At 70.6% G+C, this 19,709-nt stretch carries 16 protein-coding genes and 1 pseudogene; 4 read left to right on the top strand and 13 right to left on the bottom strand.

Annotated features, from left to right (window positions below):
• Nucleotides 1-18: 18 nt before the first annotated feature.
• From ACFQV6_RS21640 to ACFQV6_RS21585, 12 genes and pseudogenes are all read right to left on the bottom strand, one after another.
• Nucleotides 19-765 carry an urease accessory protein UreD gene (locus tag ACFQV6_RS21640; protein WP_378029345.1) on the bottom strand — a complete coding sequence of 249 codons (747 nt, stop codon included), beginning with the start codon at nucleotides 763-765 and terminating at the stop codon, nucleotides 19-21.
• A gap of 33 nt (nucleotides 766-798) precedes the next feature.
• On the bottom strand, nucleotides 799-1,557 hold the full coding sequence (gene ureG, locus ACFQV6_RS21635) for an urease accessory protein UreG (RefSeq protein ID WP_378029344.1): 759 nt from the start codon (nucleotides 1,555-1,557) through the stop codon (nucleotides 799-801).
• Nucleotides 1,547-2,191 (bottom strand): urease accessory protein UreF, encoded by a 645-nt coding sequence (locus tag ACFQV6_RS21630; RefSeq protein WP_378029343.1) that lies wholly within the window; start codon nucleotides 2,189-2,191, stop codon nucleotides 1,547-1,549. The genes ureG and ACFQV6_RS21630 overlap by 11 nt, the downstream gene beginning before the upstream one ends.
• 70 nt (nucleotides 2,192-2,261) lie before the next feature.
• Nucleotides 2,262-3,980 (bottom strand): urease subunit alpha, encoded by a 1,719-nt coding sequence (locus ACFQV6_RS21625; protein WP_378029342.1) that lies wholly within the window; start codon nucleotides 3,978-3,980, stop codon nucleotides 2,262-2,264.
• Nucleotides 3,977-4,222: a hypothetical protein gene (locus ACFQV6_RS21620; RefSeq protein ID WP_378029341.1), complete on the bottom strand. Its 246-nt coding sequence runs from the start codon at nucleotides 4,220-4,222 to the stop codon at nucleotides 3,977-3,979. The genes ACFQV6_RS21625 and ACFQV6_RS21620 overlap by 4 nt, the downstream gene beginning before the upstream one ends.
• 104 nt (nucleotides 4,223-4,326) lie before the next feature.
• Nucleotides 4,327-4,629 (bottom strand): annotated as a pseudogene (locus tag ACFQV6_RS21615) (urease subunit beta); the annotation flags it as partial.
• Nucleotides 4,630-4,631: 2 nt separating this feature from the next.
• The gene (locus tag ACFQV6_RS21610) at nucleotides 4,632-4,934 is read right to left on the bottom strand and encodes an urease subunit gamma (protein WP_208470219.1); all 303 of its coding nucleotides are present in this window, start codon (nucleotides 4,932-4,934) and stop codon (nucleotides 4,632-4,634) included.
• 158 nt (nucleotides 4,935-5,092) lie between these two features.
• On the bottom strand, nucleotides 5,093-7,180 hold the full coding sequence (locus ACFQV6_RS21605) for an acyltransferase family protein (RefSeq protein ID WP_378029340.1): 2,088 nt from the start codon (nucleotides 7,178-7,180) through the stop codon (nucleotides 5,093-5,095).
• A gap of 221 nt (nucleotides 7,181-7,401) precedes the next feature.
• The gene (locus ACFQV6_RS21600; RefSeq protein ID WP_378029339.1) at nucleotides 7,402-9,042 is read right to left on the bottom strand and encodes a serine/threonine-protein kinase; all 1,641 of its coding nucleotides are present in this window, start codon (nucleotides 9,040-9,042) and stop codon (nucleotides 7,402-7,404) included.
• A gap of 174 nt (nucleotides 9,043-9,216) precedes the next feature.
• A complete protein-coding gene (locus ACFQV6_RS21595) occupies nucleotides 9,217-9,597 on the bottom strand; it encodes a RidA family protein (protein WP_378029338.1) in 381 nt (126 codons plus the stop codon).
• Nucleotides 9,597-10,811, bottom strand: coding sequence for an amidohydrolase family protein (locus ACFQV6_RS21590; protein WP_378029337.1), 1,215 nt, complete (start codon nucleotides 10,809-10,811; stop codon nucleotides 9,597-9,599). Before ACFQV6_RS21590 ends, ACFQV6_RS21595 begins: the two co-directional genes overlap by 1 nt.
• Complete coding sequence (locus ACFQV6_RS21585; protein WP_378029336.1) at nucleotides 10,808-12,235, bottom strand: transcriptional regulator; 1,428 nt, start codon at nucleotides 12,233-12,235, stop codon at nucleotides 10,808-10,810. The genes ACFQV6_RS21590 and ACFQV6_RS21585 overlap by 4 nt, the downstream gene beginning before the upstream one ends.
• A 91-nt stretch (nucleotides 12,236-12,326) precedes the next feature.
• Between ACFQV6_RS21585 and ACFQV6_RS21580 the strand changes: the two genes are divergently transcribed.
• Complete coding sequence (locus ACFQV6_RS21580) at nucleotides 12,327-13,964, top strand: beta-N-acetylhexosaminidase (RefSeq protein WP_378029335.1); 1,638 nt, start codon at nucleotides 12,327-12,329, stop codon at nucleotides 13,962-13,964.
• Nucleotides 13,965-14,086: 122 nt separating this feature from the next.
• Here the strand turns inward: ACFQV6_RS21580 and ACFQV6_RS21575 are convergent, their stop codons facing one another.
• On the bottom strand, nucleotides 14,087-15,007 hold the full coding sequence (locus tag ACFQV6_RS21575) for an aminoglycoside phosphotransferase family protein (protein WP_378029334.1): 921 nt from the start codon (nucleotides 15,005-15,007) through the stop codon (nucleotides 14,087-14,089).
• Between the two features lie 122 nt (nucleotides 15,008-15,129).
• Between ACFQV6_RS21575 and ACFQV6_RS21570 the strand changes: the two genes are divergently transcribed.
• The 3 genes from ACFQV6_RS21570 (at nucleotide 15,130) to aspS (ending at nucleotide 19,686) form a co-directional block, all read left to right on the top strand.
• Complete coding sequence (locus tag ACFQV6_RS21570; RefSeq protein WP_378029333.1) at nucleotides 15,130-16,320, top strand: alanine racemase; 1,191 nt, start codon at nucleotides 15,130-15,132, stop codon at nucleotides 16,318-16,320.
• 642 nt (nucleotides 16,321-16,962) lie between these two features.
• Nucleotides 16,963-17,721: a hypothetical protein gene (locus tag ACFQV6_RS21565; RefSeq protein ID WP_378029332.1), complete on the top strand. Its 759-nt coding sequence runs from the start codon at nucleotides 16,963-16,965 to the stop codon at nucleotides 17,719-17,721.
• 162 nt (nucleotides 17,722-17,883) lie between these two features.
• Nucleotides 17,884-19,686, top strand: a complete 1,803-nt coding sequence (gene aspS, locus ACFQV6_RS21560) for an aspartate--tRNA ligase (protein ID WP_378029331.1) — start codon at nucleotides 17,884-17,886, stop codon at nucleotides 19,684-19,686.
• Nucleotides 19,687-19,709 lie beyond the last annotated feature (23 nt).

The following is a 19,709-nucleotide window of genomic DNA, read 5'->3' as shown; positions in this document are numbered from 1 at the left end:
CAGACGGCCTTTGACTGGTCAGGCGGCCTTTTGAACGGCCGGGCGGCACAGGGGGTCGAGGGCGGCGCGGACCTCGCGGATGTCGGTGCCGACGGCTGTGGCGAGGATGCCGGGGCCGGCGAGGGGCATCACGGCGGCGTTCGGGCCGGCGATGCCGGGATGCGGGAGGTACGGGCCGGCGGCCACCAGGGTGCCGATGGCGCGGCCACTGCCGAGAACCGCGGCGCCGTCCCAGCCGTCGGCTCGGGGGCCGACCGTGAGCTCGTGGTGGTAGAGGGCGCTTCCCGCGTACGAAATCATGGTTTTCGCCTGGAAGTTGCCGGGGCCCTCGCCGTGCCGGCCGCAGACGAGGTCGTCGCGCCAGAGCAGGGATCCGCCCGGTTCGACGGTGACCCGGGTGACGGCGATGTGATCACAACCGGACGCGGCGATGAGGGGCTCGGGGAGCCAGCGCAGGGTGGCGCCGGCCGCGACCGAGGCGGTGACGGTGAGGCGGGAGGCAGGCGCGGGGCGGCCCGGTAGCGCGAGTTGGGCGGCGACGCTGAGGATCTCCAGGTCGGCGCCGGGGCCAACCTCGATGTCCAGGCGCAGATCGTCTCCGCGCAGCGGACCGGCCGCGCCGCCCACCAGGTGCACTGTCACGCCGCCGCCCGCGGTGGGTGGGCCGGTGCGGCGCAACAGCAGCGGTGATTCGCTGTGCAGAACGGACAGCCGGGTGCGGCCACGGCTGTCCAGTTCCGCGGTGAGGCGTGCCTGTGCCCGCATCAGTGCTCCCGGATCGTGCGGGCCGGGAGGGGTTCAGGCACTGGCGGTGGCGGTTCGGGCGGTCACCAGGGTGCGGATCCAGTCGGCGACCGGGGTGGCGGATCTGTCCTCGGTCAGGGAGAGGAAGACGGTGGGCAGGTCGCCGCGGCGGGCCCTCGCGTCGCGGTCCATCACGGAGAGGTCGGCGCCCACCAGCGGAGCCAGGTCGGTCTTGTTGATGACGAGCAGGTCGGCGGTGGTGACGCCGGGACCGCCCTTGCGGGGCACCTTGTCGCCGCCGGCCACGTCCACCACGAAGATCTGCTGGTCGATGAGGCCCTTGCTGAACGTGGCGGTCAGGTTGTCGCCGCCGCTCTCCACCAGCACCAGGTCGAGGGGACCGAGCGCGGCCTCCAGATCTTCGACGGCGTCCAGGTTGGCCGAGATGTCGTCGCGGATCGCGGTGTGCGGGCAGCAGCCGGTCTCCACGGCGCGGATGCGCTCGGCGGGGAGCACACCGTTGCGCAGGAGGAAGTCGGCGTCCTCGGTGGTGTAGATGTCGTTCGTGACCACGGCCAGGCGCAGCTCGGTGCCGAGGGTGCGGCACAGGGCCGCTACGAGCGCGGTCTTGCCGGAGCCGACCGGGCCGCCGATGCCGATGCGCAGGGCTCGGGGGCCGGTTTGGAGCGGTTCGTGCGGGTCGACTCCGGGGTCCGGGTGGGTGTGTGGGACTTCTTCAGGACCGTGTTCGTGCTGATCAGGATGCTTCGTTTCAGGGTGCTTCGTTTCAGGGTGCTTCGTTTCAGGATGCAAAGAGACGCACCTCCCAGGTGGCGTGGTGCTCGGCGCCGATGTCGAGCAGGGGGGCGCCCGCGGCCGGCAGTTCGTCGGCGGGGGCGGTCGGCCGTGCCGCGGCGAGTTCCGCGATCCGGTCACATTCGGGGGCGAGCCGCGCGAGGAGCGCGTGCACCGCGTACGGATCAAGTCCGAGGAGCCGGACCGCCGCGCTGGCCGGACCGGTGATCGTGCCGTAGGCGGCCGCGACCGCCGCGTCGCCCGGCGTCAGGCCTGCTGCCGAGGCGAGGGCACCCAGTGCGACAGGCTGGTGTGGTTCGCGGCCGATCGCGGCGAGCGGCCACATGGCGCGGCCGGCTCGCAGGAGAGCGCGGCCCTGTGCGCGGCTCGCCTTCCGCAGGGCGGGTGAGGGCGTACGGGCGTCGAGGCCGGCGTCGAGTTCCGCGGCCCGTGAGATGTCGGCGCAGGCGGCGGCCGTGAACGCCGCCGTCACCAGGCCGGTTGTTGCCAGCTTTCCGCGCAGGAAGCCGTCGAGGGCGTCCACGTCGCGTACCCGGCCGGCGGCGATCTGCGGTTCGAGACCGCCGGAGTGCGCGTGGCCGCCGGACGGCAGCCGGCCGTCGGCGAGCAGCAGCAGGGTGGCCAGGCTCATCGCGAGACGTTCGAGGCCGGGGGAGTCGGAAGCGGCACGGTCGGAAGTGGCATGGTCGGAAGTGGCATGGTCAGAAGAGGAAGTAGCGCTGGGCCATCGGGAGCTCCGTCACCGGGTCCGGCTCGATGACTTCGCCGTCGATGCGTACCTCGAAGGTGTCGGGCCTGACCTCGATGCGGGGCAGGGCATCGTTGAGCGGCATGTCGGCCTTGCCGACCGAGCGCGTGTCCGCCACCGGCACCAGGGCTCGCTTGACGCCGATCCGGTCGCTGAGCAGGGCGTCGATCGCCGCGGGCGCGACGAAGGCCACCGACGTCTGTGACGGCACGACGCCGTAGGAACCGAACATCGGGCGGGGCAGCATCGGCTGAGGGGTGGGGATCGAGGCGTTGGCGTCACCCATCTGGGCGTACGCGAGCATCCCGCCCTTGATGACGAGCGCCGGTCGTACGCCGAAAAAAGCGGGATCCCACAGCACGAGATCAGCCAATTTCCCAGGCTCGACAGAGCCGATCTGCGCGGCCATGCCGTGCGCGATCGCCGGGCAGATCGTATATTTCGCTACATAGCGCTTCGCCCGGTTGTTGTCCGCGACGTTGTCGCCAGGCGCGGCACCGCGGCGCGCCTTCATCACGTGCGCTGTTTGCCAGGTACGCAGAATGACCTCACCCACCCGGCCCATGGCCTGCGAGTCCGACCCGATCATCGAAATCGCACCGAGATCGTGCAGGAAGTCCTCCGCGGCCATCGTCGACGGCCGGATCCGGCTCTCGGCGAACGCCAGGTCCTCGGGGACCGCGGAGTTCAGGTGATGGCAGACCATCAGCATGTCCAGGTGCTCGCTGAGGGTGTTGCGGGTGTACGGCCGGGTCGGGTTCGTCGACGACGGCAGGATGTTCGGGTGCGACGCCACCGTGATGATGTCCGGTGCGTGACCGCCGCCCGCGCCCTCGGTGTGATAGGCGTGGATCGATCGTCCCGAGATCGCCCGCAGCGTCTCCTCCACGAACCCCGCCTCGTTCAGCGTGTCCGTGTGGATCGCCACCTGGACGCCCGACGCGTCCGCCACGCTCAGGCAGGCGTCGATCGCGGCCGGCGTGGTGCCCCAGTCCTCGTGCAGCTTGAAGCCGCCCGCACCGCCGCGCAGCTGCTCCCACATCGACTCGGCCGACATGGTGTTGCCCTTGCCGAGCAGCAGCACGTTGATCGGCCAGGTGTCCAGGGACTCGAGCATCCGGGCCAGGTGCCAGGCGTTCGGGGTGACGGTGGTGGCCTTGGTGCCCTCGGCCGGTCCGGTGCCGCCACCGATGATCGTGGTGATGCCAGAGGCGAGTGCGGTGTCCAGGATGGTCGGGCTGATCAGGTGTACGTGGCTGTCGATCGCGCCGGCCGTCAGGATCTTGCCGTTGCCCGCGATGATCTCGGTGCCCGCACCGATCACCAGGTCGGGGTGCACACCGTCCATGGTGTCCGGGTTGCCGGCCTTGCCGATCGCCGTGATGCGGCCGTCCCGGATGCCGACGTCGGCTTTGACGATGCCCCAGTGGTCGAGAACGATCACGCCGGTGATCACCGTGTCCGGTGTGCCCTCGGCGCGGGTGGCGCGGGACTGGCCCATCGACTCGCGGATGACCTTGCCGCCGCCGAAGACGACCTCGTCACCGGGACGCGGACCGGCGCTGCGGTCCTCCTCGATCTCGATGAGCAGGTTGGTGTCGGCGAGCCGGACGCGGTCGCCGGCTGTCGGTCCGTAGAGGGCGGCGTAGCGGCCGCGGTCCAGAGTGCTCATGCCGCATCTCCGCTTCGTTGCGCATCGGGCACCTCTTGCGCGCCTGTGTCCCGCTCTCGCCGCGCGCCGGTGTCCCGTTCTTGCCGCGCGCCGGTGTCCCGTTCTTGCTGCGCGCCGGTGTCCCGTTCTTGCCGCGCGCCGGTGTCCCGTTCTTGCTGCGCGCCGGTGTCCCGTTTTTGCCGCGCGCCGGTGTCCCGTTCTTGCTGCGCGCCGGTGTCCCGTTTTTGCTGCGCGCTGATCACCGGGGGCTCCCGTTTTCGCTGCTGGAGCTCTCGCCGGTGTCCTCGTCGAGGGAGCCGGCCGGTTCGATGTCGGTGGGGTCGGGTTCGGACGGCGGCGGCAGCTCGTCCAGCGGCCCGCCGGCCAGACCGCGCAGACCCGGGACGATCCGGTTGCCGGCCAGCGGCACCAGCACGACGTCGCGGGGGATCCCCGGCTCGAAACGGACCGACGTGCCCGCGGGCACGGCCAGCCGGTGTCCCCAGGCGGCCGGGCGGTCGAACTCCAGCGCCGCGTTCGACTCGGCGAAGTGGAAGTGCGAGCCGACCTGGACGGGCCGGTCGCCGGTGTTGTGCACGGTCAGGCTCAGAGTGGGACGACCGGAATTGATCTCGATGTCGCCGTCGCCGAAGAGGATCTCGCCGGGGATCGTCACGAGATCGGCCCGTGCACGGTGACGAGCTTCGTGCCGTCCGGGAACGTCGCCTCGACCTGCACCTCGGCGAGCATCTCCGGCACTCCGTCGAGGACGTCGTCACGGGTCAGCACCCGCCGGCCGGCGTCCATCAGCTCCGCGACCGTACGCCCGTCGCGCGCACCCTCCAGCAGGAAAGCGGTGATGATCGCGGTGGCTTCCGGATAGTTGAGCCGCAGGCCCCGCTCGCGCCGGCGCCTGGCGACGTCGGCGGCGACGTGGATGAGCAGGCGCTCCTGCTCGTGCTGGCTGAGGAACAAAGGGACCTCCCGATCGCGCTCCGGAATGCTCGCAGGTGGAAGTTTCCGACGTGTAACCCTTTGGTGATCAAAGCACGTGGCCGGGCCTCATCCGGCTCGATCCGGGCGTTCCGTTGCTGCCGCCATCCCATGGCTCCTCATGTCGTCGGCTCACCGTGTCAGCGGGGGAACTCCTCACGCATCAGCGGAGTCATCGCGGTCGCGACTGTGGTGCTGAGATGACTGTTGTCCCGCCACACCATGGCGTTCCCGATGATCGCCGGGCACACCTGGGCGGTGCAGAACCACGGCTGGGTATCGATCACCGTGACGCCGCGCTTCCGGGCCGCCTCAGCGACCATGTTCCGGCGCGACGGCTCGAGGATGGCCTCCGGCAACGGGCGGGCGCACTTGTCCAGCCGCTTCGGGTTCGTGACGATGCACTCCGGCGTGGAGCCCGCCGGCCACGGCGTGTCCAGGACCAGCACCAGCTTCGCCCCGGTCGCCTTGAGCCGCTCGAACGACTTGACCCAGGCCTTGGCCCAGAGCAGGTCGCCGTCGGGTCCCTCGTCCAGCGGGACGTTGTCCGGGGTGACCATGCCGCCCGGGTCGCCGCCGCTCGAGGACATCACCACGTACTTCGGCTTCAGCGACTCGATCTCCTTGAAGACCGATTCGCGCCAGTCGACACACTCCTGGTAGGGCCGCTTCAGCACACCGTTGTAGACCAGCACGGTCGCCGCGCGGCAGGCGCTCTTCGACCGGTTCGCCAGCTTCAGGCCACGCTCCGTGGCGATTTCGTTGAAGGTCGGGAACCAGTGCGCGGCGTGGGAGTCGCCGAACAGGAACATCTCGTCGGTTCCGCTCGGGTCGCCGTACCAGCATGGTCGCAGCACGTAGCTGTCCTCGTACCCCGCATGGCAGTCATCTCGGTAAATGACCGGCTTGTCCTTGGAGGCCTTCAGCGGCCGGGGAAGCAGGTTTTCCGGCAGTTTGCGCACGCCGGCCGACTCAGCCAGCAGGGCACGCACCTGCGCCCGCGGGTCGGCGGCCTGCGCGATGGTCAGCACCGTGTCGGGTGCGGCGTCGCCGGTCGGCAGCGGCGGCGTGTGCCCGCCCGCCACCAGCGCCATCGCCGCGATCGCGCCGGACAGACCCAGACCCAGACCGAGGCCGCGCCAGGAGTGCGATTTGATCCAGGTCAGCGTCCGGAAGGGATTTTCCACCACATGGTACGAGACAACGGCGAGAATCAATGAACCCGCTGCGAAGAGCAGGTTCACCCGCAGCGTCGGCTCGATCTCGAGCGCCGGCGGACCGATCATCAGCATCGGCCAGTGCCACAGATAGAAGCTGTACGAGTACCGCCCGATCAGCTGGAACGGCCGCGTGCCGAGCACCACCGAGGCCCCGCCCCTCGGTGCCGCACAGCCCGCCGCGATGATCGCCGCCGAACCGAGCACCGGCAGCAGCGCCGCCGACCCGGGGAACGGCGTCTCCTCGGTGTAGAGCAGCGCCGACGCCACCACCGCGCCCAGACCGGCCCAGGTCACCACGGCCGCGAGCTTGCCGGGCAGCCCCGCGAGCCGAGCCGCGCCGATCGCCACCAGCGCTCCGATGGCCAGCTCCCAGGCCCGGGTGTGCGCACCGAAGTACGCCCACGGCGCCGACGTCTGCGTCTGGTTGACGCTCACCGCCAGCGATACCGCGGTGATCACCAAGAGCGAGATGACGAGCGGTTTCCTGGTGCTCCCGCCCTTCGCTGTGCTCCCGCCCTTCGCTGTGCTTCTGCCCTTCGCTGTGCTTCTGCGCTTCGCTGTCATTGCCAACAGCAGGATCAGAAGCGGCCAGATCAGGTAGAACTGTTCCTCCACGGCCAGCGACCAGAAGTGCTGCAGCGGAGACGGCGCGGCGTCGGCGTTGAGGTACTCGACGCCCTCGCTCGCGAGCCGCCAGTTGATCCCGTAGAAGGTGGCGTAGAGGGCGTCCAGGCTGATCGAGTTGAACCGGGTCGACGGCAGCCAGAACCAGGCGGCGACCACCGTGGCGCCCAGCACCACGGTCGAGGCCGGCAGCAGCCGGACAGCGCGCCGCGCGTAGAAGCGGGCGAGGGAGACGGTGCCGCTCCGGCTCAGCTCGTTCACGAGCAGCGTGGTGATCAGGAAGCCGGAGATGACGAAGAAGACGTCCACACCGACATAGCCGCCCGCGAGCCCGGTGAGGCCGGCGTGCGAGAGCACGACCAGTGTCACAGCGACAGCGCGCATGCCCTCGATGTCGGGCCGGAAACCGAGATGTGGCCGCGCCGCTGGGGCTGGGGACGCCGGGGGTTCCGGGCGCGACCGTTCAACAACACTGTCAATGGTGACCGACATGACCTGCCTTGGGGGGAAGCTGTGGCCGGATATCTGCCCAGTTCAACGAGGCAGAGTCGGGGATACTACCGATCGATTCACAGCGTAGGCACGGGCGGTCAACCAGACTTTTGTCACTCGGTCGGCTCAGGCTGGGCCGGAGTTTCAGGTGCCGTCGTGGTCGTCGGCTCCTCCTCCGGGGCGTCGGTGGTTGTCGTTGTCTCCTCCGGGGTCCGTGTCGCCGTAGCGGTCGCTGCCGGGCTGGTCGCCGCGGGTCTCGTCGCCTCCTCTTGATCGTCGTCCTCGTCAGCGGGGGCGCGGGATTCGTCCTTCTTGGTGGGTTTGGTGGTGGTGTTTCCCTTGCCGGAGTTGCCCTTCTTGGCGGGGGCGGCTGAGCGCTCGGGAACGGAGACGGCGGGCGCCGGAGTGGACGATCCGGGCTCGTCGAAATACCCGAACGGGTCGGCGAAGGCGAACACGGCACCGATTCCCAGGAGTGTCAGGAGGCCCGCGGCTAGCGCGATCAGTGCCTTTTGAGGGCGAGGGCGGGGGTTCGCGGGTGGGGCGGGGATGGTGGTGGGTGTCCAGCGCGTGGTGTCGGAGACGGGCGGTGAGTTGGCGGGGCTCGTGGTGCTGCTCCCGATGCCGCCTCCTGCGATGCCGCCTCCTGCGATGCCGCCTCCTGCGATGCCGCCTCCTGCGATGCCGCCTCCTGCGATGCCGCCTCCTGCGATGCCGCCTTCAGTGCCGTCCCCAGTAGTGCTCCCGATGCCACTTCCGGTGTCGCTTCCGATGTCGGTCTCGGTAGCGAAAGCGGGGTGCGGGCGGGCCGGCGGTGCCGCAGCCGATCCGATGAAGGGCGCGATGGCCGTCTTTGTGATGCCGACTTGGTCAGCGGCCGCCACGTTGCCCGGTGTGCCTGCTGCGCCGAGGCCGTTGGTGTTGGTGTTGGTGTCGCGGGTCTGGGCCGCGGCGGTGTCGGCGGCCTCGGCCATCGCGAAGGCGGAGGGGAAGCGGGCAGCCGGGTCCTTCGCCAGGGCGGTGGCGATCAGGTCCCGCACGGGGGCGGGCACGCTCGCGGGCAGGGGCGGCGGCTCACTGTCGAGGTGCTGCAACGCGACGGCCAGCGGGTTGTCGCCGATGAACGGCGGTCTCCCGGCAAGGCAGTGATACGCCACGATGCCCAGCGCGTACTGGTCGGCGGAGGGCCCGGTGGTCCGCTTGGCGACCTGCTCCGGAGCGATGTAGAGCGCCGTACCGACCACCTCCTTCGCACCGGTGAGATCGGCCGAGTGAGCCGAGCGGGCAACCCCGAAGTCCACGAGAACCACGTTGCCGTCAGGCTCGATGATCAGGTTCCCGGGCTTCACGTCACGGTGCACGATCCCCGCTTCGTGCGCCGTTCCCAGCGCGCGAGCCGCCTGTGCCACGATCGACATCGTCTGGTGCGGGGACAACGGCCCACGTTCGGCGATCCACCGGTCCAGAGGCAGCCCGTCCACCCTGGCCATCACCAGGAAGGCGCCCTCACCGGTGTCCCCGAAGTCGTAGACCGGCGCCACCCCCGCATGCCGGAGCGCCGCCATGGCCCGCGCCTCGTGATGGAACCGGGTCCGGAACCCCACGTCGCCCGCAAACCCGGCAAGCAACGTCTTCACCGCCACCGGCCGCTCAAGAACCGTGTCGGTGGCCCGCCACACCTCCCCCATGCCGCCCGCGGCGATTCGGTCGTCCAGCCGATAGCGGGCACCGAGCAACTCTCCGGGAGAAGGCATGGAAGCCCCGGTACCCACTTATGTCCATCGCTATCCCCCGTCTGGGCGGGTGGGCCCGAGTGGCTGGGCGGGTCCGCCCGGCGTCGCCCGGGGTGGGGCTGCGCAGGCCGACCTGCTGGCTGGTTGGTTTCGCCGGACCGCCCCGGTGGCGGGGCGGGTCCTCGCGAGTGGGTGTCAGGGGCCGGTGTAGAGGACGGCGTCGATTTCAATGTCGAAGCCGACGAGGGGGACGGGGAGGGTGGTGCGGACCGGGAGGTGGTCGCCCTTGATGTACTGCTTGTAGATCTCGTTCATCTCGTCGAAGTCACCGAAGTCGCGCAGGTAGACGCCGAGGCGGACTGCCTGGTCGAGGCTGGAGCCGGCGGCCTCGGCGACGGCTGCGAGGTTGCGGAAGGCGGCGTGGGCCTGTTCGGCGAAGGAACCGGTGACCCACGTGCCGTCGGGCAGGGCGGGGACTGCTCCGGCCAGGTAGATGGTGTCGCCGGCGACGACGGCGTGCGAGTAGGGGCCGCCGGCCGGGGCTGCCTTGTCGGTCAGCACAGCACGCTTGGGCATCAGGAACTCCTCGGGTTCGGTCTGGGAAATTGTTCGGCCAGCCCGTCCACGTCGACAAGCGGCGTGGAGAGCAGGTGACGGATGCGGCGCTCGCGATCGGCCAGGGCTGACCGCTGCGCTTCGGTGAGTGGGATCCAGGGTGCGGGTGGGGCGGGCAGTCGCGGTGTCAGGAGACGGCCGGCGACGTAGGTGGCCTCGTTGACGAGCCGGGTGGGGGAGGTGCGGACCTGGCGGTGAGCATCGACGACGGGGAAGTGCTCCGCTCGTACGTCGAAGATCGCGAGGTCGGCCGGGGCACCCACCGTGAGTGTCCCGCCGGGCAGGCCCAGCGCCCGGGCCGGATGTTCGGTGACCGCGGCGACCACGTCGGACAGCGGCAGGCCGACGGCGAGGAGCTTGGCCATCGTGGTGGGCAGGTCGAACACCGGGCCGTGCACTGAGCGGGCGTGCAGATCGGTGGAGATCGTGTACGGCCGCAGACCGGCGTCCAGTTGGGCCTCCAGCACGTCGAACGCGAAGCCGCCGGACCCGTGGCCGAGGTCGAGCAGCACGCCGCGGGCGGAGGCGGCGTGCACCGCCGGGCCGAGTGGGGCGGCGATGCCGCTGGCGCAGTGGGTGACGATGTCGCCGGGCCGGAGCAGGTCGAGCACCTCGTCGAGGGCGGGTGGAGGGGCGCCGATGTGGACCATGACGGGCACACCACACGTCTCGGCGGCGGCGATGCCGCGGCGCAGCGGCTCGACGCCGTTGGCGCCCACGGACTCGATGTCGATGCGGACCTTGATGCCTCGGATCAGGTCGCGGTTTGCCTGGATGGTGTCGATCGCCAATGCGGTGTCGCAGTTTGCCAGGTCACGGTTTTCTCCGGTCCGCCCGGCGAGGCCCAGGGCGGAGATGTTGAGCAGCGCCGGCACCCGGACGGCGGATTCGGCGGCGACGCGGCGCAGGCCGGACAGGGTGAAGGCTCCCGCGGAACCGGCGTCCACCCAGGTGGTGACCCCGGAGCACCAGGCGATCGGGTCGGGATCGATGCCCCAGTAGCCGGGGCCGACGTGTGTGTGAAGGTCGATCAGGCCGGGGGTGACGAGCCTGCCGGGCACGTCGATCACCTGGCGGGCGTCGCGGGGGAGCTCAGGCCCGACCGCGGCGATCAGACCGTCGCGGACCGCCACGTCACCGGGCCGGCCGCCGGTCAGCAGAAGATCCCATGTCATGGGGCGCCGTCCTGAGGGTTGTCGGCCGGGAAGGCCTCACTCGCGGCCAGGGCCGAGGCGATCGAGAGACGGTAGAGACGTGCCGGGCGGCCCTTGTGGTGCGGTTGGGTGCTGCCGTCCGGGACTGCCAGCCGGGCCTCGGCGAGTTTGCGGATCAGGCGCCGCCCACTCGGGTCGGTGATGCCGAGGGCGCTCGCCAGCTCGCCGGGGGAGACCGGCCGCCCGGCGAGGGAACGCTCCAGCGCGGCCAGCCGGGACAGCGTGGCGGGGCTGAGCCCGGCCCGGGTTGCCAGCGTCTCGAGGCCACCGTGCTGCCGGTAGGTGTAGGTGAGGGTGGGGCCGGACGTCCCCATCGGCCCGATCATGACTCCATCGTCGGTGATCAGGTATGCCGCCGGGATGCCGTCTCGCTCAGCCCGGTCGGCGGCCTGCTCCGCGAGGGCGACACTGCGCCGGGCGGAGGAGCCGATGCCGAACCCGGCCACGGCGCCGACACCCGGCATTGGGCCGGGCTCGGAGGTTGTGGGGCCGGCTGTGCTGGGCTCGGAGGTTGTGGCGCCGGCTGTGCTGGGCTCGGAGGCTGCAGCGCCGGCTGTGCTGGGCTCGGACGCTGCCGGGCGCGGGGTGTGCCAGGGGCCGGGGGCGCAGACCCAGTGCTGGGTCAGCGACTCGAAGGCTGCTGCCGGAGCGAACGCGACCACGCCGCGTGGCCCGTGCTCCTCGACCCACGCGTCCGCGAGCTCGGGGAGGTCTTGCAGGGCCTGGCGGAGCGCCTCCCGTGTGTTCGCCGCGGGGGCGCGGAAGACGGCTGCCGCGAACCGTTGCTCGTCGGCGCGCCGGCGTCGCACCCGCAGGACGAGCTCGTGCAGGTCGGCGCGGATCGTGCCGGGGGTGGCCAGAGCGTGCAGCACGGCGGCCCGGCCGTCGAGGGCGGCGGCGACCCCGGTGCGGACGCTGATCACGTAGTGCGCGCCGGTGCGGGTGAGCTGCCGGCGGTGGAACTCGACGACCTCGGCGATCGGCTGGTCGGGGTCGAACGGCAGGGTGGCGATGGCCGACCGGTCCAGGCTGAGGGCGGTGGCCACCTCGGTGACGGTTTCCTCGGTGAAGGTGTCGATGCTGACCGGTGTGGCGGGCCAGCCGTTGCCCCTTGCCCGCGCCCACGCCAGAGCCAGATCGAGCGCCGCGGACCGCGTCACGGCGACCGGCAGCCCGGGGGGCAGCAGGTCGCGGGCACGAGCGAACGGCACCAGGCCGAGCAGCAATCCGTCTAGGTCACTGGGTGCCAGCAGACCGCTGATCAGGTCGCGGATCTGCTCCTCCCGCTCGTAGAACGCCCAGGCGAACGAGACGCCGGTCAGGGTCCTTGCCGCCTCGGTGAAGCGCTCGCGATGACCGGTGTGGACGATCAGCCCGATTCTCATGGCGCTCCTTTCCCGATCCGCGAAACCCTGGTGGTTCGTATGTGGTTCGTTGTAGCGTCCTCCTAAGCGCTCGCCAGGTCAAGGAGGCGTCATGAACGAGCCACTTACGAACCTTGTTCCTCGACCCGGCTCGGTCACGGTCACCGACGGCTTCTTCCTGCTCGACGCCGCGACGCGGGTGGAGGCGGATCCGAGTCTCGGCGGAGTCGCGTCCTGGCTGCGTGCCACGATCGGCGCGGCCACCGGCTGTTACCTGCCTCCCGGCGACAGCGATGGCGGCGGCGTCCACCTCCGGATCGATCCCGGGCTGCCCGCCGAAGGCTATGTGCTCGACGCCTCCCCGGGCGGGCTCCGGATCGAGGGCGGTTCGGCTGCGGGCGTCTTCTACGGTGCTCAGACGTTGCGGCAGCTGCTGCCACCGGCCTCGCTGCGCCGAGCCCGGATCGCTGACGGCCCCTGGCGTGTGCCGGGGTGCCGGGTCGTGGATGCGCCACGTTTCGCCTGGCGCGGGGTGATGCTCGACGTGGCCCGGCACTTCATGCCGGTCGCCGACGTTCTGCGCCTCGTCGACCTCGCCGCGTTCCACAAGCTCAACGTGCTGCACCTGCACCTCACCGACGATCAGGGCTGGCGGATCGAGGTGCCCGGGCGGCCCCTGCTCACCTCGGTGGGTGCGTGGCGGGAGACGACCATGCTCGGTTCCCGCTCGCACAGCGCCTTCGACGGGCGGCCCCACGGCGGGTTCTACACCGGCGACGACCTGCGCGAGATCGTGGCCTACGCGGCGGATCGGCACGTCACGGTCGTGCCCGAGGTGGACATGCCCGGTCACATGCAGGCCGCCGTCGCCGCCTATCCCGAGTTGGGGCACGGTTATGCCGGGCCGGTGCGTCCGTCCTGGGGCGTCTCGTCGCACGTTCTCAACGTCGGCCCGGAGGCGCTCAACTTCTGCCGGGCCGTGCTCGACCACGTCTGCGACATCTTTCCGAGCGAGCTGATCGGAATCGGTGGCGACGAGTGCCCGGTCACGGAGTGGCAGGAGAGCGCTGTGGCGCGGGAGCGCGCCCGGGCGGAGGGATTGTCAGGACCCGACAAGCTGCAGCCCTGGTTCACCGCCCGGCTGGCCGAGCATCTCGCCGGCCGCGGTCGCCGGCTCTACGGCTGGGACGAGATCCTGGCGGGTGGCGCTCCACCGGGTTCGGTGGTGGCCGCCTGGCGTGGTGTGGCGCCGACCTCCCATGCCGTCCGGGCCGGACACGAGGTGGTCGCCTGTCCGGACACCTCGGTCTATCTGGACTACCGGCAGTCCGACGACCCCGGTGAGCCCACGCCGGTCGGCACCCGGCTCACGCTGGCAGACGTGTATGCCTTCGAGCCGATTCCCGAGGGTCTCACGGCAGCCGAGGCCGCCCTGGTCCTCGGCGGGCAGGCCAACATCTGGACGGAGCATCTGGAGTCCGCCCGGCGCGTCGACTACCAGGCCTTTCCCCGGCTGTGCGCCTTCGCCGAGACGGTCTGGGGCCCGCCGGCCCGGGACTTCGCCGAGTTCTCCAGCCGTCTGCCCGCCCATCTGGCCAGGCTCGATGCGCTCGGCGTCAACTACCGGCCACTGGCGGGGCCCCGACCCTGGGACGCGCGACCGGACGCACCGGGAAGTCCTCGCCGGCTGGACGACCGGCTCGCCCAGTTGCACGAGATGACCGCGGACCTGCGCCGGAGCGCGCCATGAGACCGGCGCTGGAGCGCACCCTGAAGCCTGCGCTGGAGCGCGCCATGAGACCGGCGCTGGAGCGCACCCTGAAGCCTGCGCTGGAGTGCGTCATGAGACCTGCGCCGGAGCAGCTCATGAGATCAGGACAGCAGGGGCAGGAGCCGCTCTGCAAGGCGCAGCGAGCGCATGTTCGCCGTGCCGTTCCCCTCGAAGGTCCACACTTCGGAGAGCACTCCCTGCACGAAACCCCAGGCGGTCACCCGTTCGACGGGGATGCCGAGCCCGTCGGCGAGTTGTTCGATCCGGGCTTCGGCGAGGTCCAGAACCGTGTCGTCGGTGCCCTCGGGATCCGGGTTGTAGAGCAGCGCGCCGGCTTCGTAACCGGGATCGCCGATGACACCGTGCGGGTCGATGGCCAGCCACGGCTCCCGGTCGGCGGTCAGCACATTGTCGTGGTGCAGGTCGCCGTGGAGGACCACCCGCTCGGTGGCGGTGGCGCAGAGGCCGGCGAAAAGCTCCCGGGCCCGCTCCACCAGGTGCCGCGGAACCGGGCCGTCATCGGGAAACCGGCGCAGATGGTCGTCGAACGAGGCGACCCGGCGGTCCAGGTCCGGAAGAGGCAGGCCGGGCGGTGCGGGCCGGTGCAGCCGGCGCATCACGTCGATCAGCGCGGCCGTGGCGTCGACGTCCCGGTGCGGGACGAGCGAGCGGGCCTGCACACCGGGCCGGGCCTCCTCGATCAGCAAGGCACCCTGGATGTCGTCGCGGGCCAGCAGCCTCACCGCACCCTTCCCGCCGAAGAACTCCAGGGCGGTGGCCTCGTCCGCGAGGTGCCCTCCCTCCGGCACGCCGAGTTTCAGGACGGCCGTTGTCCCGTCCGACCGGCGTACCCGGGTCACCCAGTTCATGCTCAACGGAAACGGATCCTCGATGGTCAGATCCCATTTCCCCAGGACCTGTCCCGCGATCTGGGGCAATCCGGCCAGCCACCGCCGCCCGTCGGCTCCCCAGCACTCCTCGACGGTCCGGGTGAAGGTGGCAGGCAGCGCAATGTCGACCATGACAGGAAGTCTCGCAACAGCCGACAAGGGTCCAGCAACAGCCGACAAGGGTCCAGCAGCGGCCGACAAGGGTCTAGCGGCGGCCGGCATGGGTCCAGCATCGGCCGACAAGGGAGGACAACGTGACGATCGACTGGCGGAGCAAGGGGTTCTGGTCGCCGGACGAGTCCCGGAGCCCGGAGCGGATAGCGGCGGATCGACCAAGCATCTTCGCCGGTGATTTCACCTGGCCGTTGCTGGTGGTTCGGCGCTCCGCGGTGGAGGCCAACATCGCCACGATGGCTGACTTCTGCCGGCGGCACAGCCTGGACTTCGCCCCGCACGCCAAGACGACGATGGCGCCCGGGTTGATCGAGGCGCAGCTTCGTGCCGGTGCGTGGGGGATGACGGTGGCGACCCCGAACCAGGCACTCGTGCTGCGGCGGCTCGGCATCGAGCGGGTGCTGATCGCCAACGAGATCCTTGATCCGTCGGCGCTGCGCTGGCTGGCGGAGCAGTGTGCGGCGGGCTGGGAGGTGTACTTCCAGGTTGATTCGATCGCCGGGGTGAACGCGGCGGCCGCGGCCGGCGGGCCGTTCCGGGTGTTCGCCGAGCTCGGGCACGTGGACGGGCGTACCGGGGTGCGGACTCTGGACGAACTCGAGGACGTGGCGCGGGCCGTCGCTGCGGCGCCGGGTGTCGAGTTGGTGGGGGTGACGGGGTACGAGGGACAGCTACCCGATCAGGCCGGCGTCGACGAGTTCCTGGACCGGGTCGTCGAGGGGTTCGAGCGGCTGGAGAAGGCGGGCCTGCTGCCGAAGGATCCGATTCTCACCGCCGGGGGCAGCGCCTGGTTCGATCGGGTCGCCGAGCGCTTCGCCGGGGTCAGCGGGCGGGCGCGGGTGATCCTGCGCAGCGGCGCGTCGGTCACCCACGACGACGGGTTCTACCGGGAGCGGACGCCGTTCGTCCGGGTTCCCGGGGAGGGCACGCTCACCGCGGCGCTGGAGATCTGGGCGCAGGTGATCTCCACGCCGGAGCCGGGGCTGGCGTTCGCGGGGATGGGCAAGCGGGACGCGCCGTTCGACGAAGGGCTGCCGGAACCGCTGGAGATCCGCGGACTCGACGGGTCGCTGCGACCGGCGACCGGGCTGCGGGTTAGCAAGCTGAACGACCACCACACGTATCTCGCTGTCGACGGCGTCACGGTGGAGCCGGGCGAGCTGATCCGGTTCGGGATCTCGCACCCGTGTACTGCCTTCGACAAATGGCGGGACATCCCCTTGGTGGACGAGGACAGAAGGGTGGTGGACGTGCTGCACACCTACCTCTGAACACGGGCGAGAGGAAGAGGTGAGAGGGCGAGGTGAGAAGGCGAGGAAGAGGTGAGAAGGGTGTGCCGACAGGAGGAATCATCACGTGGTGGGTCGCCTCGCTGGGGGATGGTTGATGGAGATCACAGCTGTTTATGGTGATTAGGCGCTGATCAAGCGCTTTCTTCCCCTGCGCCGCTGGAGTCCGTCATGCCCGTTTTCCGTGCAGCTGCCAGCGAACCGACTGCCAACCGGCCGGCTGAGAATGCCGCCACGTATCCCGGGGACCATACGGGTGCTGCGGGGCATCATCCCGCGAACGCGGGAGTTCAGGCTGGGCATCCGCATCAAGGAAGCCAGCATCCTGGGGGTCAGCCGGGAGGCGCGGTTCAGGGAGGCCAGCATCAGGGAGGTCAGTACCAGGGCGGCCAGCACCAAGGCGGCCAGCATCAGGGGGCTCGACGGGACGGCAGTCAGCAGTCCGGAGGTTCGGGCGTTCATCAGGGTGGGACCTACCCGGGGAGTGTTCCTGCGCCACGGCCGAGTAGTCCTGCGCCGTGGACGCCGCCTTCGCAGCGGATGGCTGCGGCGGAACGGACTGGCGGGGCGGAACGGACTGGCGGGGCGGAACGGACTGGCGGGGCGGAGGGGCCGACCGAGCCGTTGCGTGAGTCGAAGGAGCGGGCGGCCAAACCGAAGCGTCGTGCCGGGAATGTTCTGGCGGTGGTGCTGAGTGTGCTTGCGCTGGTCGTCTCGGCGGCGGCCGGGTTCCTGTCGTGGCGGGCGATGGAGGCGGCGCGGGCGGCGCACGAGCAAACGGCACAGGCGTTGGCGGGGGGCGGAAACGCAACCAGGAATCAGGCCGGCAACCGAAACGGCAACCAGGCTGGGAGCCAGGCCGGTAACGGAACCGGCAACCAGGCTGGGAGCCAGGCTGGGAGCCAGGCCGGCAACGGAACCGGCAACCAGGCCGGGAACAGCAACGGAAACCAAGCGGCGAACCGGCCGCCGGAGCCCGAGGAATATCCGGTTTCGTATGCCAAAGAGCCTCTGCGCGTCCAGGTGGGCTGCTCAGCGGTGCTCTTCCTCGACCTTGACGAACCGCGGGCGGATGCCGAGGAGCAGGCTGCGGACTTGCGGTACGACAGTCGGTGCGGTGATGAGCCGCCCCGCCTCAGTCTGGGCGCGGGGGCGGCGGCAGGCAGCCAGCGCACCGGGGCCGACCTTGATGCCGCGGGATGTCTGCGGGCGATTCGGACCAGTCCGCTCGGGCCGGGGGCTGATGTGGAGGTCAAGAAGGGTACGGCGCTGTGCGTGCTGACTTCCGGTAATCCGGCCGAACTTGTGCTTGTGGAGATCATCGACGTCGGCGGAACCGGCACCGCCGGCCTGCGTGCCACCTCGTGGCAGGTACCCCGGTGACCGGTCGGCAGTGCGCCGGCAGCTGGCGCCCCGGTGACCGACCGGCAGGTGCGCGGGTGACCGGGCGGCTGGTGTGACGGTGACCGGCCCGTGGCGCGCGGCGCGGGGGGTGCCTGACAGAATGTCGGGTGCGCCCCGCGAACTCTGTTAGGAGACGTTTCCGTGATCCGTACCCATGACGCCGGCATCCTGCGCGCAAGCGACGCCGGCACGACGGTGACGCTCGCCGGGTGGGTTGCCCGCCGGCGCGACCACGGCGGCGTCATCTTCGTCGACCTGCGGGATGCCTCTGGCGTGGTCCAGGTCGTGTTCCGCGAGGAAGACGCGCACGCGCTGCGCAACGAGTTCTGCGTGAAGGTCGTCGGCGAGGTCAACGCCCGCCCGGCCGGCAACGAGAACCCGGAGCTGGCCACCGGCGCCGTCGAGGTGGTCGCCAGCGAGCTGACCGTGCTCTCCGAGGCGGCCCCGCTGCCGCTGCCGGTGGACGACACGATCACCGCCTCCGACGACCTGCGCCTGAAGTATCGCTACCTCGACCTGCGCCGCTCCGGTCCGGCGAAGGCTCTGCGGTTGCGCAGCCGCGCCAACCAGATCGCCCGCGACATCCTGCACGCGCGGGACTTCAACGAGATCGAGACGCCGACGCTGACGCGGTCGACCCCCGAGGGCGCCCGTGACTTCCTGGTGCCGGTCCGCCTCCAGCCGGGCACCTGGTACGCGCTTCCACAGTCCCCGCAGCTCTTCAAGCAGCTGCTGATGGTCGCCGGCATGGAGCGGTACTACCAGATCGCCCGCTGCTACCGGGACGAGGACTTCCGCGCCGACCGGCAGCCGGAGTTCACCCAGCTCGACATCGAGATGTCGTTCGTCACGCAGGACGACATCATCGCGCTCGGCGAGGAGATCGTCAGCAAGCTGTGGAGCGAGCTCGCCGACTACCAGGTGCAGCTGCCGATCCCGCGGATCACCTGGACCGACGCGATGAACCGCTACGGCTCCGACAAGCCTGACCTGCGCTACGGCGTCGAGCTGGTCGAGTTGACCGAGTACCTGCGCGGTACCGCGTTCCGGGTGTTCGCGGGTGCGATCGACGCCGGTGGCTACGTGGGTGCGGTCGTCATGCCGGGCGGTGCCTCGCAGACCCGCAAGGAGCTGGACGGCTGGCAGGACTGGGCGAAGGCCCGGGGTGCCCGCGGCCTGGCCTACGTGGTTCTCGACGCGGAGACCGGTGAGCCGAAGGGCCCGGTTGCCAAGAACCTGTCGCCCGAGCACCTGTCCGGCCTGGCCGACCAGGTCGGCGCGAAGCCCGGCGACGCCGTCTTCTTCGCCGCCGCGACCGAGCGCCGGGAGGCGCAGGAGTTGCTCGGCGCCGCTCGTATCGAGATCGCCAAGCGGGCCGGCCTCATCGACGAGAGCGCTTGGGCGTTCTGCTGGGTGGTGGACGCTCCCATGTTCGAACGGACGGATGAGGGCGGCTGGACCGCGGTCCACCACCCGTTCACGTCGCCGAACGACGAGTGGATCGACACCTTCGAGACCGCTCCGGATCAGGCGCTGGCCTACGCGTACGACATCGTCGTCAACGGCAACGAGATCGGCGGTGGCTCGGTCCGTATCCACCGGGCCGACGTGCAGAGCCGGGTGTTCGAGCTGCTCGGCATCACGGCGGAGGAGGCCGCGGACAAGTTCGGCTTCCTGCTGGAGGCGTTCAAGTACGGCCCGCCGCCGCACGCCGGTATCGCCCTGGGCTGGGACCGGACCTGCATGCTGCTCTCCGGCAACGAGTCGATCCGCGAGGTCATCGCCTTCCCGAAGACGCGTGGCGGTTTCGACCCGCTGACCACGGCTCCCACCCCGATCACCGCGCAGCAGCGGCTCGAGGCGGGCATCGACGCCAAGCCGAAGGCCGCCGCGGGCACCCCCGGCACCGACGGCCAGGCCGCACCGGTCCAGCACTCCAACTGATCACCCACCGCGGCCGGGGGACA

Source organism: Actinoplanes sp. GCM10030250 (assembly GCF_042666575.1).
Taxonomy (GTDB): domain Bacteria; phylum Actinomycetota; class Actinomycetes; order Mycobacteriales; family Micromonosporaceae; genus Actinoplanes.
Note: the sequence above shows the minus strand (reverse complement) of the source record. Positions and strands in the feature narration are given on the sequence as shown.